A 14,105-nucleotide genomic window follows, 5' to 3' on the forward strand; every position below is an offset into this window, starting at 1 on the left:
GACATCTCCACCGCGGGCGGCCCAGTGCACCTGTCGCTGGCGTTCAACCCGTCGCACCTCGAGATCGTCAACCCTGTGGTCGAAGGCTCGGTCAAGGCGCGCATGGACCGCCGCGGCGACAAGGACGGCGCGCAAGTGCTGCCGATCCTGGTGCACGGCGACGCCGCGTTCGCAGGCCAGGGCGTGGTCATGGAAACCCTGAACCTGGCGCAGACCCGCGGCTATGGCACGGGCGGCACGGTTCACATCGTGATCAACAACCAGATCGGCTTCACCACCTCCGACCCGCGCGACTCGCGCTCGACGACCTACTGCTCCGACGTCGTCAAGATGATCGAAGCGCCGGTCCTGCACATCAACGGCGACGATCCTGAAGCGGTCGTGCTGGCGACCCAGATCGCGCTCGACTACCGCATGCAGTTCAAGAAGGACGTGGTCCTCGACATCATCTGCTACCGCAAGCTGGGCCACAACGAGCAGGACACCCCTGCGCTGACCCAGCCGCTGATGTACAAGAAGATCGCCAAGCACCCAGGCACCCGCAAGCTGTACGCGGACAAGCTGGTGACGCAGGGCGCGATCAAGGAAGACGACGGCGACAAGATGGTCGCGGCCTTCCGCGACGCCATGGACGCCGGCAAGCACACGGTCGACCCGGTCATCACCGACTTCAAGAACAAGTACGCGGTCGACTGGCTGCCGTTCCTGAACAAGAAGTGGACCGACAGCGCCGACACCGCGGTGCCGATGACGGAACTGAAGCGCCTCGCATCGCGCATCACCGTCGTCCCTGAAAACTTCAAGGCGCACTCGCTGGTCGAGAAAGTGCTGGCCGACCGTGCTGCCATGGGCAACGGCGACGCCAACCTCGATTGGGGCATGGGCGAACACCTGGCCTACGCATCGCTGGTCGCATCGGGCTACGCAGTGCGCCTGACCGGCCAGGACGCCGGCCGCGGCACCTTCGTGCACCGCCACGCCGTGCTGCACGACCAGAACCGCGAGCGTTGGGATGCCGGTACCTATGTCCCGCTGTGCAACGTGTCCGACACCCAGGCGCCGTTCACCGTGATCGACTCGGTACTGTCCGAGGAAGCAGTGCTGGCATTCGAGTACGGCTATTCGTCCGCCGAACCGAATACCCTGACCGTCTGGGAAGCGCAGTTCGGCGACTTCGCCAACGGCGCCCAGGTTGTCATCGACCAGTTCATCAGCTCCGGCGAAGTGAAATGGGGCCGCGCCTGCGGCCTGGTCATGATGCTTCCGCACGGTTACGAAGGCCAGGGCCCCGAGCACTCGTCGGCGCGTCCTGAACGCTTCCTGCAGCTGTGCGCCGAGAACAACATGCAAGTGGTCCAGCCGACCAGCGCGGCCCAGATCTTCCACCTGCTGCGCCGCCAGATGGTGCGCCAGTTCAGGAAACCGCTCGTCATCATGACGCCGAAGTCGCTGCTGCGTAACAAGGACGCGGGTTCGGCCCTGACCGACCTGGCCAAGGGCAGCTTCCAGACCGTGATCGGCGAGATGGACGCCAAGATCGACGCCAAGAAGGTCAAGCGTATCGTTGCCTGCTCGGGCAAGGTGTACTACGACCTGGTCAACGCACGCAAGACGCGCGGGCAGTCCGACACTGCGATCATCCGCGTCGAGCAGCTGTATCCGTTCCCGCACAAGTCGTTCGCGGCGGAACTGAAGAAGTTCCCGAACGCGACCGAACTGGTGTGGGCGCAGGACGAACCGCAAAACCAGGGTGCATGGTTCCAGATCCAGCACAACCTGTTCGAGAACATGGACGCGGGCCAGCGCCTTGCGTACGCAGGCCGTCCGGCTTCCGCCGCACCGGCTGTCGGCTACTACGACAAGCACTACGCGCAGCAGAAGGACCTGCTGGAGACGGCCTTCGCGAAACTCAAGGGTTTCGTTCTCACTAAATAAAAACTGACTGGCGCCCGCTTACCGGCGGGCGCCGCAAAACAATACAGAATACGGAGTTTTTCATGGCACAAATCGAAGTCAAGGTCCCACAACTGTCCGAATCGGTAGCCGAAGCTACCCTGCTGTCGTGGCACAAGAAGCTGGGCGAAGCAGTCGCGCGCGACGAAAACCTGATCGATATCGAAACCGACAAAGTGGTCCTTGAACTGCCGGCGCCTGCCGCAGGCGTGATCATCCAGATCATCAAGGGCGACGGCGGCACCGTGGTCGCGGGCGAAGTCATCGCCATCATCGACACCGAAGGCTCGGCCAAGGTCAGCCCGCTGGACGTATCGGCGGCGCCTGCGGCAGCTGCTGCTCCGGCAGCAGCTGCGCCGGCGGAATCGCAGTCGAAGGCCGGCGTGGCAATGCCGGCCGCAGCCAAGATCCTGGCCGACAACGCGATGAGCGCGTCGCAGGTCGAAGGTTCGGGCAAGGACGGCCGCGTCACCAAGGGCGACGCCCTGGCAGCGGTTGCAAGCAAGCCTGCAGCGGCACCGGCGCCTGCGCCAGCGGCCGCCAAGCCTGCGCTGCAGCAGGTCGCGGCGCCTGCAGTCGCCAACCTGGGCGACCGTCCGGAAGAGCGCGTGCCGATGAGCCGCCTGCGCGCGCGTATCGCCGAGCGCCTGGTGCAGTCGCAGTCGACCAACGCGATCCTGACCACCTTCAACGAAGTCAACATGCAGCCGGTCATCGACCTGCGCAACAAGTACAAGGACAAGTTCGAGAAAGAGCACGGCGTCAAGCTGGGCTTCATGTCCTTCTTCGTCAAGGCGGCTGTCGCGGCACTGAAGAAGTACCCGATCATCAACGCTTCGGTCGACGGCAACGACATCGTTTACCACGGTTACTTCGACATCGGTATCGCTGTCGGTTCGCCGCGCGGCCTGGTAGTGCCTATCCTGCGCAACGCCGACCAGATGTCGATCGCCGACATCGAGAAGAAGATCGGTGAATTCGGCCAGAAGGCAAAAGACGGCAAGCTGACCCTTGACGACCTGACCGGCGGTACCTTCTCGATCTCGAACGGCGGCATCTTCGGCTCGATGCTGTCGACCCCGATCATCAACCCGCCGCAGTCGGCCATCCTGGGCGTTCACGCGACCAAGGACCGCGCTGTCGTCGAAAACGGCCAGGTCGTTGTGCGTCCGATGAACTACCTGGCGATGTCCTACGACCACCGCATCATCGACGGCCGCGAAGCCGTGCTGGGCCTGGTCACGATGAAGGATGCGCTGGAAGATCCGGCACGCCTGCTGCTGGACCTGTAATCACCGGCCCGTCGTCCCCGTGAAAACGGGGACCTATGCTGAGTCACTGGTGATCGCGACGCTCGCGATGCTGCGTACTCAGTATGGATTCCCGCGGGGCCGCCGAGGCGTACGCGGGAACGACGCCCTACCGCAGTTGGTATCGTTTTACATTAACGAGGTCGCAAGTGAACATTTCCGATGAGATCAAGCGTTTGCACGAACTGCACCAGGCCGGCGCACTGACCGACGCCGAATTCGAACAGGCCAAGGCGCGCCTGCTGTCGGCTTCCGCCGAGGCAGGCAAACCGCCTCACTCGGCCGGAAACTCCAGCCTCGGCGACGAGTTTTCGCAGTTGCGCCGTTCGCGCAGCGACCGCTGGATCGGCGGCGTTTGCGGCGGCCTGGGCAAGGCGTCCGGCATGGATTCGTGGATCTGGCGCCTCGTCTTTGCGCTGTTCACGATCTCGTTCGGCTTCGGCCTTGTGATCTACCTTCTGCTGTGGATTTTCGTCCCCGAAGAATAATCAAGGAATAATCAATGAGCACTCCAAAACAATTCGATGTCGTCGTGATCGGCGGCGGTCCTGGCGGCTACATCGCCGCCATCCGCGCTGCCCAGCTGGGATTCTCGGTTGCCTGCATCGACGAATGGTCCAACGCCAAGGGCGCGCCTGCGCCAGGCGGCACCTGCACCAACGTCGGCTGCATCCCGTCGAAAGCGCTGCTGCAGTCGTCCGAGCATTTCGAGCACGCCGGCCACGCATTCAAGGAACATGGTATTGAAGTCTCCGGCCTGGCGCTGAACCTGCCGCAGATGCTCAAGCGCAAAGAGACCATCGTCAAGCAGAACAACGACGGCATCCTGTTCCTGTTCAAGAAGAACAAGGTCAGCTTCTTCCACGGCCGCGGCGCATTCGCCGGCACCGCGGACGGCGGCTACACCATCAACGTCACCGGCCCGACCACCGAAACACTGACCACCAAGCACGTGGTGGTGGCAACTGGTTCCAACGCACGCCAGCTGCCAGGCGCGGAATTCGATGAAAAACTGATCCTGTCGAACACCGGCGCACTGGCCATCGACGCAGTGCCGGCCAAGCTGGGCGTGATCGGCGCCGGCGTGATCGGCCTCGAAATGGGCAGCGTATGGCGCCGTGTCGGCTCCGACGTGACCGTGCTCGAAGGCTTGCCGACCTTCCTCGGCGCTGTCGACGAGCAGATCGCCAAGGAAGCGCACAAGCTGTTCACCAAGCAGGGCCTGAAGATCAGCCTGGGCTGCAAGATCGGCGCGATCACCAAGGGCGCCAAGAACGTCACCGTGGAATACGCGGACGCCAAGGGCGAAGCACAGAAGGCGGTGTTCGACAAGCTGATCATCTCGATCGGCCGCGTGCCTAACACCATCGGCCTGAACGCCGAAACGGTCGGCCTGGCGCTCGACGAGCGCGGCTTCGTGGCCGTCGACGACGAGTGCAAGACCAACCTGCCGAACGTATGGGCGGTGGGCGACGTCGTGCGCGGCCCGATGCTGGCGCACAAGGCGGAAGAAGAGGGCGTTGCGGTCGCCGAGCGTATCGCCGGCCAGCACGGCCACGTCAACTTCAACACCGTTCCATGGGTGATCTACACCTCGCCGGAAATCGCATGGGTTGGCCGCACCGAGCAGCAGCTGAAGGCGGACGGCGTGGCATACAAGGCCGGCACCTTCCCGTTCATGGCGAACGGCCGCGCACGCGCGCTGGGCGACACCTCGGGCATGGTCAAGTTCCTGGCCGATGCGACCACCGATGAAATCCTGGGCGTGCACATTGTCGGCCCGATGGCCTCGGAGCTGATCTCCGAAGCGGTCGTTGCGATGGAGTTCCGCGCATCGTCGGAAGACATCGCGCGCATCTGCCACGCGCACCCATCGCTGTCCGAAGCCACCAAGGAAGCCGCGCTCGCAGTCGACAAGCGTTCGCTGAACTTCTAAATCAGTACCATACCGGGCGGGCCTCGCGCCTGCCCGGTTCCACGCATTGCCCCTCCCATGAACGTCCAAGAGTTTTACCAGCACGCGCTGTCCCAGCGTGGTTTCAAGTCCGACGATGCGCAGCAGCGCGCGGTCGACCGCCTGCAGCGGGCGTACGAGGAGTGGGTGCATTTCAAATCGAAGCGTTCCTCCAGTTTCAAGCGCCTGATCAACCGCCCGGACGTGCCGCGTGGCGTGTACCTGTGGGGCGGAGTGGGGCGCGGCAAATCGTTTTTGATGGACAGCTTCTACTCGGTGGTGCCGGTGGTGCGCAAGACGCGCCTGCACTTCCACGAGTTCATGCGCGGCGTGCACCGCCAGCTGGACGACCTGAAAGGCGTGGCCAATCCGCTCGACGAGGTGGCCAAGCGCATCGCCAAGAAGTACCGCCTGATCTGTTTCGACGAATTCCACGTCTCGGACATCGCAGACGCGATGATCCTGTATAACCTGCTGTCCGCGCTGTTCGAGAACGGCGTGTCGTTCGTGATGACCTCGAACTACGACCCGGACAAGCTGTATCCCGACGGCCTGCACCGCGACCGCATGCTGCCGACCATCGCGCTCCTGAAGGAAAAGCTGGACGTGATGAACGTCGACGCCGGCATCGACTACCGCAAGCGCGCGCTGGAACAGGTCGAGGCCTACTACACGCCGCTCGGCGCCCAGTCCGACAAGGCGCTGCGCGAAGCCTATTCGATGGTGGCCGAAACCGCCGACGAAGACCCGATCGTCCACATCGAGCACCGCGAAATCCGCTCGCTGCGCCGCGCCGGCGGCATCATCTGGTTCGACTTCCATACGCTGTGCGGAGGGCCACGGTCGCAGAACGACTACCTGGAAATCGCCAGCCGCTTCCACACCGTGATCCTGTCGAACATCCCGGCGATGTCGGCCTCGCAGTCGTCCGAAGCGCGCCGCTTCACCTGGCTGATCGACGTGTTCTACGACCACAAGGTCAAGCTACTAATGTCGGCCGAAGTGGAGCCGGAACAGCTTTACACGCAAGGTGTGCTGTCGAACGAGTTTCACCGCACGGTCTCGCGTATCATCGAGATGCAGTCGCGCGAGTACATGGATGCACAGCGCCGCGACGCGGCCGATGCGTTGGCCTGATACCTGCCCAACAAGGAAAACAACAATGGCAAGACCGCTCGCAAAACCGATCCGCAGCGCCGCGCTGGCGCTGGCCATGGCCGCGCTGTCGGCCTGCTCGTATGTGCTGCTGCCGCCGAATGTGCAGCACGTGGCGCCGAAGTCCAACTCGGTTGCCGAAGCCGACAGCAAGCTGGAAACGGCCGCCACACGGCGCGCCGCGATCGAGGCGGAATACGCGGCCAGCGAACAGGTTTGCTACACCAAGTTCTTCGTGAATAACTGCCTGGACAGGGCCAAGGAAAAGCGCCGCAGTGAACTGGCGGTGGTGCGCGCCGTGGAGATCGAGGCGGAACACTTCAAGCGCAAGGAAAAGGCCGATGAGCGCGACCGCCAGCTGGCGGCGGCCGAGAAGGAAGACCAGGCCAGGCAGGCGGAATTGGCGGCGCGCCCGCCACGCCCGGAGCCGATAGAGGAAACGGCGCCGCCGCCGCCGAAAGCCACCAAAGTTAACCGCGACGCGGCGCGTGCGGCCAAGGTGAAGCGCCAGGCCGAAAAGGACGCCGCGGCGCAAGCCCAGCGTGCCGAGAACGTCAGGCAGTTCGAGGAAAAGCGCAAGGAATCGGAGCGGCGCCAGGCTGAGCGCGAGGAACGCAGGGCGAAGCAGGCAGCGGAGTCCAAGTAAACCGGTTTGCTACCCGGGAAACTTTGAGGCAGGCGATATGATAGGTGCCGTGAAGAAAAGGTGGCTTTGGTTGATGGCGCTTGCGATTGTTTTGGTCGCCGCCTATGGCGCATTAGGAATCGTCCAAGGGTTAAGCGCTTATCAGGACGAGCGACTGCTAATGATCCTGAGATTTTTGGTCTTGGTTATGCTCTTCGGTGCCATTGGAGCCGGCATCTCCATCTTTTTCGCGATTCGGTTCGGCAACCGTTCAACACATGTTTCCGCGCCCGCTCACAAGGCTCAAGCGAACAAAGTGGCAGGACTTTTAGCAAATACCCGATTTCACTTGATTGCCTCGAACGTCATAATGGGCATTGGCTTGGGGCCGATCGCGGCACTGCTTGGTTATATTGCCGTAGCCAGCCGATACCGCGGCGATGCCGCGATGGGGGCCGCTATGATAATCATTTACGGATATGGCTTGGGCTGTCTGGTGGCACTGTTGCTCGCGTTTCCCGCGTCAATCTGGTCGTATTGGCTCTACAAAACGGGGGGGCTCCGATCACGCTGGGCGTCAGGGTTGCGCGCCAGCGTGATCCTCGTTGTTCTGAGTCCGCTCGTTATATTTGCCGGGCTGGCTGTCGTCGCGGTTCGCTGACACGCCGCAATTTTCAGTTCGAAGGGCGGGCAGGCGTCAGATCGCGGGCGGCAGCGTATTCCGTTGTCCAATGGCAGCAATATAAAAGCGAATGCGAGGCAGCGGATCCGCTAGTTTGCAAATTCGTCGACCCCTATCGCGATTCGTCGCAAATCAGGTGCATGTGCAGCAGCGGGCCGCAATACTGGCATCTTCTTTTACGGAGAAACCATGACCAAGGCCGTACTAATCCTGTCTACCCTATGCCTGTGCTGCCTGGGCGCCACTGCCACGGCTGTTGCCGCCGCGTCCGCTCCCGTCATTGAAACCAGCTTTGACAGGGCCAATGCAATTAATGGACGGCCGCAGCCGCTAGGCCAAGAGCGGCTTGTCGAGCCTTTGCGCCGAAAGCACGGAATCACACGAATTTGCGCGGAACCGCACGAAAAGTGCGCGAGATCACGCGAATTGCATCCGCTTTTGCACGATTTCAGTCCGAGAACGCACGATTTCGGTCCGAATTTGAACGATTTTATTGATGAGGGCGTCAACGTTTAGACAGAACGTTTACTGTATTCAATCGTAAGAAATCGGACTGTTTTCGGCTGATTTCGTGCGACTTTCGTTCGATTTCGCGTGCGAATCGTGCGGTTTCGGAGCGCTATCGTGCAGTATCGGCCAATATCGTGCGAAAGCGAGCAAGCCATCAATCGACAACACCCAGCGCCCGACGGAAGCGGCTTAGCAGAACGTCTGTAACCGGCCAGGAGTGGACGGTTGCACGCCGATCCATCGATTGTATTAACGACAATTCCGTGGCAGCATATGGCAACTGTCGCTATGGATTTAGCATTCGACAGCAGCAGTCCGCGGGTAATATTTGTCCGGCGGGAAGATAGAAAAGGAAAAATTCCCCATTGGAGAGTACGGCTACATTGCGCTGGTCATCGATACTGAAGGCAACATGATTGGCCTGCATTCAATGCAGTAACCATCGGCAAGTTTCAGCACATGGGCTGCAACGATCGCGCGGGTGCATCACCTCCAAGAAATGGCTAGGAGTTAAAGTGAGCACCCGACATCAATTGCTTGCATCGAGCGTTCTAATGGCCGTGGGTCTGGCGCCGATCACGGCAACCTTTGGACTTATTGTCGCCACCAGCGGATACCGCGGCGCCGCCGCCATGGGGGCTGGCCTGCTAATCCTGTACGGATATGGATTTGGCTATCTGCTGGCGCTGTTGCTCGCGTTTCCCGCGTCAATTTGGTCGTACTGGCTGTACAAAACGACGGGTCGCCACTCGCGCTGGGCGTCAGGGCTGCGAGCCGCAGTCATTCTCGTTATGCTGACTCCGCTCGTGATGTTTGCGGTACTCGCTGCCGTTATTGTTAGTCGCTGAGGCGCCGGGCTTTCCAGTTCGACGGGTGACCAGCCGTCAAACCGCGCGGCGCATCTTCTGCACCGTGTAATTCTGCACTTCCTTCGGCGGATTGACCAGCTTGACCATGGCCATCGTGCAGTTGTCGCCCTTGCCGGCGGCGCGCTCGATGGCCTTGTTGATCAAGAGTTCGGACGCCTGGCGTGGCGTGTTCTTGTTCAGCGCGGCGCCGAGTTCGGGATCGGTGAAGTACTGCCACAGCCCGTCGGAACAGAGCAGGAATGAATCGCCCGCTGCCAGCGCCTCATGGCTGCCGGTGACGACGAAGGGCTCCTTGTTGACATTGCCGAGCACATTGTTCAACAGCTCCGACTGGCGGTGCATTCTTGCCGAGTCCGGCGTCAGGCTGGTGGTGTCCAGCAGGTGCTGCAGGTAGGCGGCGTCGCTGGTGCGCGCCTGGCACTGACGTCCAGCAAAGCGGTACAGGCGCGAATCGCCGACGTGGGCCCACACGGCCTGGCCCTGGGGCGTGATGACCAGCCCGACAAAGCTGCAGTGCGGTTCGGTGCCGGTGGTGACGCCGTTCATCTTGATGACCAAATGGGACTCGTGCACGATGTCGCGCAGCAGTTGTTCGAGGCGCTCGACGCTGGTGCTGTCGCCCGGCTTGAATTCGTCGAATACCAGCTTGGCCGTGTGCAGCACCTGCTCGGGCGCGATGGGGCCACCCGACTGGCCGTCGGCCAGCACGGCCAGCACATAACCCGGTGCGCGCGCGCCGCTGAACAGGGCGGCGCGGTCATTCTGCTGGGCCCGGCTGCCGATATGCTGGGCGGTGCCGGCTTCGATCCTGTATGAACTCATCTCGTCAGTTGTTTCCTGGCTGCGTCAGCCGCAATTACGGGGCTTGCGGGTCGATCTATGTTGGCGGCAACGTCTGTGTAGATTAAACTATGCACCGGGAAGGTCAGATGTTGCAAGCCGTTATCGTTGTCCGCCCGAAACATTTGTATCCAATTGTATGCATGGCGCTCCAAGCGTGCTGCAACCTTAGCAGTTCTGAAACAAACCGTTGGGAACGCCACACATGACCGATGTCCAAGAAATCCAGCGCCGCCTAGTCGAACTCGACGTGGAACACCGCGACCTGGACGCGGTCATAAACAGGCTGACCGAGGACGGGCATAGCGACCAGTTGCAGATGCGCCGCCTGAAAAAGCGTAAACTGCAGTTGAAAGACCACATCACCCTGCTGAAAATGCAATTGGTTCCGGACGTCCCGGCCTGATTAGCCTTCGCCTTACCTGCTGCCATCCATTTTGACGAGCATACTCCAGTCCCGGCCTCGCCTGAAGGCGAACCGGCAATAGCGCCCATTCCCGGCCGTCCCAGCAGGCAAGGACTGACGCCGAGATCGACCGCCTGCTCCGGCGGAGGCTCCGCTTCGCCTTCGTGTCGGCCAAGTTCAGCCCGCGCCGCTCGGCAAACCGAGAATGGCCAAGTCGATCGCGAGGCCATCGGCGCGACCACTAAGACCCTTGAAATCGCCGATGGCCGGCACCGGCCACCGGCAGACCTTCGCCTTTAACCTTGGTTCGGCGCTGATGTGGGCGGCAAGACGATCATCTCGACCGGCCCAAGAACCGTGCAGGGACCAGCTGTTCATGCGCTAGCATCCCGACCGTGCGCCGCCGCGCGCGCGCGCACCTGGTGTCGGTGGCGCTGCTCAAGGGCCGTTCCAACTACGTTTGCCACTACCACCTCGAACGCACACTGAACAACGGCCGCCTGACCTCGCGCGACGACGTCGGTCACCTGCGCGAGCTGTCGCGCTTCATCAAGATGACCAGCTCGGGCGACAAGGCCGAACTGACCAAGGTGCCCGAGAACGCCACGATCTGGAACCTGGTGACCTCAACCCGCGACACCTGCATGGGCGCGGAGTGCCAGTACTACCAGGACTGTTTCGTGATGAAGGCGCGCCGCGAGGCCCAGCAGGCCGACGTGGTGGTGGTCAACCACCACCTGTTCTTCGCCGACGTGGCGCTCAAGGACACCGGCGTGGCCGAGCTGCTGCCGTCGGCGAATACCATCATCTTCGACGAAGCCCACCAGCTGCCCGACACCGCCACGCTGTTCTTCGGCCAGAGCGTATCGACCTCGCAGGTGCTGGAGCTGTGCCGCGATGTGCTGGCCGAAGGCCTGGCGCACGCGCGCGGCGGCCCGGACTGGGCCAAGGTGGTCACCGTGGTCGAAAAGGCCGCGCGCGACTTGCGCCTGGCCTTCCCGCAGGACATCATGCGCCTCGCGCTGGCGCAGATCACGCCGTCGTCCGAGTTCTTCCCGTCGCTCGATACGCTCAAGGAAAAGCTGGCCGAAATGATCGACGTGCTGGAAGGGCAGGCCGAGCGCGCCGAATCCATCGAGCAGTGCCGCGTGCGCGCGGTGGAACTGGGCGCGGCGCTCGATGCGTGGAAACCCGACGCCAAGGGCAGAGTGGTCGAGGGCGACCAGTCGGTATTGTGGGTGGAGGCGTTTTCGTCCGCGCTGCAGCTGCACAAGACGCCGTTGTCGATCGCGCCGATTTTCTCCAACCAGCGTGAAGGTACGCCGCGCAGCTGGATCTTCACGTCGGCGACGCTGGCCGTGAAGAACGACTTCAAGCACTTCTCCGACCAGATGGGCCTGGCCGGCGAAGAAGCCAGGACCTGGCCAAGCCCGTTCAACTACGAGCAGCAGGGATTGCTGTATGTGCCGACCGGGCTGCCCGAACCTAATGCCTTCGGCTACACCGATGCGGTGGTCGACTGCGCACTGCCGGTGATCGAGGCGGCGGGTGGTCGCACCTTCTTCCTGTGCACGACGATTCGCGCGGTGAAGCATGTGGCCGAACGTTTGCGCACGGAGTTCGCTGCGCGCGGGCTGGACTTCCCGCTGTTCGTGCAGGGTGAGCGTGGACGCACCGAGCTGCTCGATTCCTTCCGCACGGCGGGCAATGCGGTGCTGGTGGGCAGCCAGAGTTTCTGGGAAGGCGTGGACGTGCGCGGCGACGCACTGTCGCTGGTCATCATCGACAAGCTGCCGTTCTCGCCGCCGGACGACCCGGTGCTGGCGGCGCGCATCGATGTGATGGAAAAGCAGGGCATGAATGGGTTCATGCACCACACCTTGCCGGAGGCGATCATCAATCTAAAGCAGGGCGCGGGGCGCTTGATACGAGACGAGACCGACCGCGGGGTGTTGATGCTGTGCGATCCGCGTGTGATTTCGAAGTCGTATGGGCGGCGTGTGTGGCAAAGCCTACCGCCGTTTAAACGCACGCGCGAGCAGGCGGATGTGATAAATTTTTTCAGACCCGAATCGAAACCTTCGTAGGGCGGAAAAGCTCGAAGAGCGCCTCCGCGTGCATGCGTCAACGTGACGCTTGCACGCGGATGCGCTTCGCTTATCCGCCCTACGGATTAATAACGACTTTGCCAGTTACCTTGCGTGCGGCCATGTCGTTTAACGCTTGCGCCGTATCTACCAGCTTGTAGCATGCGGAGATATGCGGCCGTACCTTCCCCTCCGCCATCCACCCCATCAACTGCCGCATCGCCGCCATATTCGCCTTCAGCTCACGTTTCGCAAACTCGCCCCAGAACACGCCCACCAGCGACGCGCCCTTGAGCAGCATGAGATTCAACGGCAGTTTCGGAATCTCCCCATTGGCAAACCCCACCACCAGGTACCGCCCGCGCCACCCGATCGACCTGAACGCCGGTTCGGCAAACTTCCCCCCAACCGGATCGTAAATCACATCCGGCCCCTTGCCCCCGGTCGCCACCTTGACCGCTTCGCGCAAATCCTCAGTCTCATAATTGATCGTTACATCCGCGCCATGCTCGCGGCACACCGCCAGCTTTTCCTCCGACGAAGCCGCCGCGATCACGCGCGCGCCCAGCGCCTTGCCGATCTCGATGGCCGCCAGTCCCACGCCGCCGGCCGTGCCCAGCACCAGCATGGTCTCGCCTTCCTTCAGCACAGCGCGGTCGACCACCGCGTGATGCGAGGTGCCGTAGGTGAGGGTGATCGCCGCCGCCGTGTCGAAGTCCATCCCCGGCGGCACAGGCATCAGCGCCTGCTGCGGCACCACCACCTGCTGCGCGAACGCGCCGTGCGAGGTGAACGCGATCACCTTGTCGCCCGCCTTGAACCCGGCCACGTCCGGCCCGACCTCGCGGATCACGCCGGACAGTTCGTTCCCCGGTGTGAACGGCAGCTCCGGCGCGAGTGAACTGGCACTTGCCCTGGTTGACATCCTCCCCTTCGTGAACGAAAGGGGATTCCCACTGCTGGCGTCTGATGCCCCAGACGGAAGCCGGACTGAAAGAGCCCAGCTTCTTATTCAATTCGCAGGATATCTCTCGACCTCGCCTAAGGCGACTGCGGATTGGAAAAAGCGGTACGAGTAAATCATGCCCCAGCGCGTAATCGCATACTGAAGCACTTATGAAATTTGACCGTGGACCAACACCAAAGTTCAAAACATTTTTTCACTTGGACGGCTGCGGGCGCTTCGCGCCCGGCTCCTTTCACTCCCTGCCCTGAAGTACAGGGTTTCTCGGAGCAATTCTGATGATCAGCACGTCGGGGAAATTGACTCCCGCCGCCCTGACGTCCACCACCACCTGGCCCGGCCCCGCCACCAGGTCCGGCAACTCTTCGACCGCCAGGCTGTCCGGCATTCCTCACGCTTTGCACACAACGGCTTTCATTCGCGTCTCTAATCCAAATTTATTGAAAAATAGTACGGTCGTCTCATTCGATTATGCCTGAGTTTGCGCATGCCGGACCGGCGGCTTGCAGCGGCCGGTGTGCCTTGTGCACGCACAAGGCCGTGAACGTCGAGCTTGCTAGAGTCGTCGATGGGGCGCCCGTTGGCGTATTGCAAAGAGGAGGCTGCAATGGCGATCCGTTATGGCTGTTTCTTCAGTTACGCCCATGGCCGCTATGAGCTGATGAACCGCTTCAAGACCGCGCTGTCGGACGCCATCCGCTGCTACCTGGAACCCTATTTCGACAACGAGAACGAGCTGTTCATCGACAC

Annotated in this window: 11 protein-coding genes and 4 pseudogenes; 12 read left to right on the plus strand and 3 right to left on the minus strand. The window is 62.0% G+C overall.

Annotated features, from left to right (window positions below):
• From D3872_RS02965 to D3872_RS03005, 10 genes and pseudogenes are all read left to right on the plus strand, one after another.
• Positions 1-1,935 (plus strand): 2-oxoglutarate dehydrogenase E1 component (locus D3872_RS02965; protein WP_119809408.1); only part of this gene is annotated, 1,935 nt, incomplete at its 5' end.
• A 62-nt stretch (positions 1,936-1,997) separates the two neighbouring features.
• Positions 1,998-3,245 carry a 2-oxoglutarate dehydrogenase complex dihydrolipoyllysine-residue succinyltransferase gene (gene odhB, locus D3872_RS02970; RefSeq protein ID WP_119809409.1) on the plus strand — a complete coding sequence of 416 codons (1,248 nt, stop codon included), beginning with the start codon at positions 1,998-2,000 and terminating at the stop codon, positions 3,243-3,245.
• A gap of 167 nt (positions 3,246-3,412) precedes the next feature.
• Positions 3,413-3,751, plus strand: coding sequence for a PspC domain-containing protein (locus tag D3872_RS02975; RefSeq protein WP_119809410.1), 339 nt, complete (start codon positions 3,413-3,415; stop codon positions 3,749-3,751).
• Positions 3,752-3,765: 14 nt separating this feature from the next.
• Positions 3,766-5,199, plus strand: a complete 1,434-nt coding sequence (lpdA, locus tag D3872_RS02980; protein WP_119809411.1) for a dihydrolipoyl dehydrogenase — start codon at positions 3,766-3,768, stop codon at positions 5,197-5,199.
• 57 nt (positions 5,200-5,256) lie between these two features.
• Entirely contained in the window at positions 5,257-6,354 is a 1,098-nt protein-coding gene (gene zapE / locus D3872_RS02985; RefSeq protein WP_119809412.1) for a cell division protein ZapE, read from the plus strand.
• Positions 6,355-6,379: 25 nt separating this feature from the next.
• Positions 6,380-7,018, plus strand: coding sequence for a hypothetical protein (locus D3872_RS02990; RefSeq protein ID WP_119809413.1), 639 nt, complete (start codon positions 6,380-6,382; stop codon positions 7,016-7,018).
• 49 nt (positions 7,019-7,067) lie between these two features.
• On the plus strand, positions 7,068-7,658 hold the full coding sequence (locus D3872_RS02995; RefSeq protein WP_147373772.1) for a hypothetical protein: 591 nt from the start codon (positions 7,068-7,070) through the stop codon (positions 7,656-7,658).
• 210 nt (positions 7,659-7,868) lie between these two features.
• Positions 7,869-8,195: a hypothetical protein gene (locus D3872_RS25175; protein WP_147373773.1), complete on the plus strand. Its 327-nt coding sequence runs from the start codon at positions 7,869-7,871 to the stop codon at positions 8,193-8,195.
• 328 nt (positions 8,196-8,523) lie between these two features.
• Positions 8,524-8,628: pseudogene (locus tag D3872_RS26255) on the plus strand (VOC family protein); the annotation flags it as partial.
• Positions 8,629-8,704: 76 nt separating this feature from the next.
• Positions 8,705-9,037, plus strand: a complete 333-nt coding sequence (locus tag D3872_RS03005; RefSeq protein ID WP_147373774.1) for a hypothetical protein — start codon at positions 8,705-8,707, stop codon at positions 9,035-9,037.
• Between the two features lie 36 nt (positions 9,038-9,073).
• On the opposite strand, the gene D3872_RS03010 is transcribed toward D3872_RS03005, so the two are convergent.
• Positions 9,074-9,880, minus strand: a complete 807-nt coding sequence (locus D3872_RS03010) for a PP2C family protein-serine/threonine phosphatase (RefSeq protein ID WP_119809416.1) — start codon at positions 9,878-9,880, stop codon at positions 9,074-9,076.
• Positions 9,881-10,103: 223 nt separating this feature from the next.
• On the opposite strand from D3872_RS03010, the gene D3872_RS03015 reads away from it, so the two are divergent.
• A complete protein-coding gene (locus D3872_RS03015) occupies positions 10,104-10,304 on the plus strand; it encodes a YdcH family protein (protein ID WP_119809417.1) in 201 nt (66 codons plus the stop codon).
• Positions 10,305-10,382: 78 nt separating this feature from the next.
• Positions 10,383-12,391 (plus strand): annotated as a pseudogene (yoaA, locus tag D3872_RS03020) (DNA repair helicase YoaA).
• A gap of 79 nt (positions 12,392-12,470) precedes the next feature.
• Here the strand turns inward: yoaA and D3872_RS03025 are convergent.
• Positions 12,471-13,283, minus strand: a pseudogene (locus tag D3872_RS03025) (NADPH:quinone oxidoreductase family protein); the annotation flags it as partial.
• Positions 13,284-13,629: 346 nt separating this feature from the next.
• A pseudogene (locus D3872_RS03030) lies at positions 13,630-13,743 on the minus strand (NADPH:quinone oxidoreductase family protein); the annotation flags it as partial.
• Between the last annotated feature and the right edge of the window lie 362 nt (positions 13,744-14,105).

This window comes from Massilia cavernae, assembly GCF_003590855.1.
Lineage (GTDB): Bacteria > Pseudomonadota > Gammaproteobacteria > Burkholderiales > Burkholderiaceae_D > Telluria_A > Telluria_A cavernae.

Excerpts from the sequence above, each read along its gene's own strand:
- D3872_RS03010 (WP_119809416.1), bottom strand. The coding sequence starts at position 9,880 with ATGAGTTCATACAGGATCGAAGCCGGCACCGCCCAGCATATCGGCAGC.
- lpdA (WP_119809411.1), top strand. The coding sequence starts at position 3,766 with ATGAGCACTCCAAAACAATTCGATGTCGTCGTGATCGGCGGCGGTCCT.
- D3872_RS25175 (WP_147373773.1), top strand. The coding sequence starts at position 7,869 with ATGACCAAGGCCGTACTAATCCTGTCTACCCTATGCCTGTGCTGCCTG.
- D3872_RS02990 (WP_119809413.1), top strand. The coding sequence starts at position 6,380 with ATGGCAAGACCGCTCGCAAAACCGATCCGCAGCGCCGCGCTGGCGCTG.
- D3872_RS03015 (WP_119809417.1), top strand. The coding sequence starts at position 10,104 with ATGACCGATGTCCAAGAAATCCAGCGCCGCCTAGTCGAACTCGACGTG.
- odhB (WP_119809409.1), top strand. The coding sequence starts at position 1,998 with ATGGCACAAATCGAAGTCAAGGTCCCACAACTGTCCGAATCGGTAGCC.
- zapE (WP_119809412.1), top strand. The coding sequence starts at position 5,257 with ATGAACGTCCAAGAGTTTTACCAGCACGCGCTGTCCCAGCGTGGTTTC.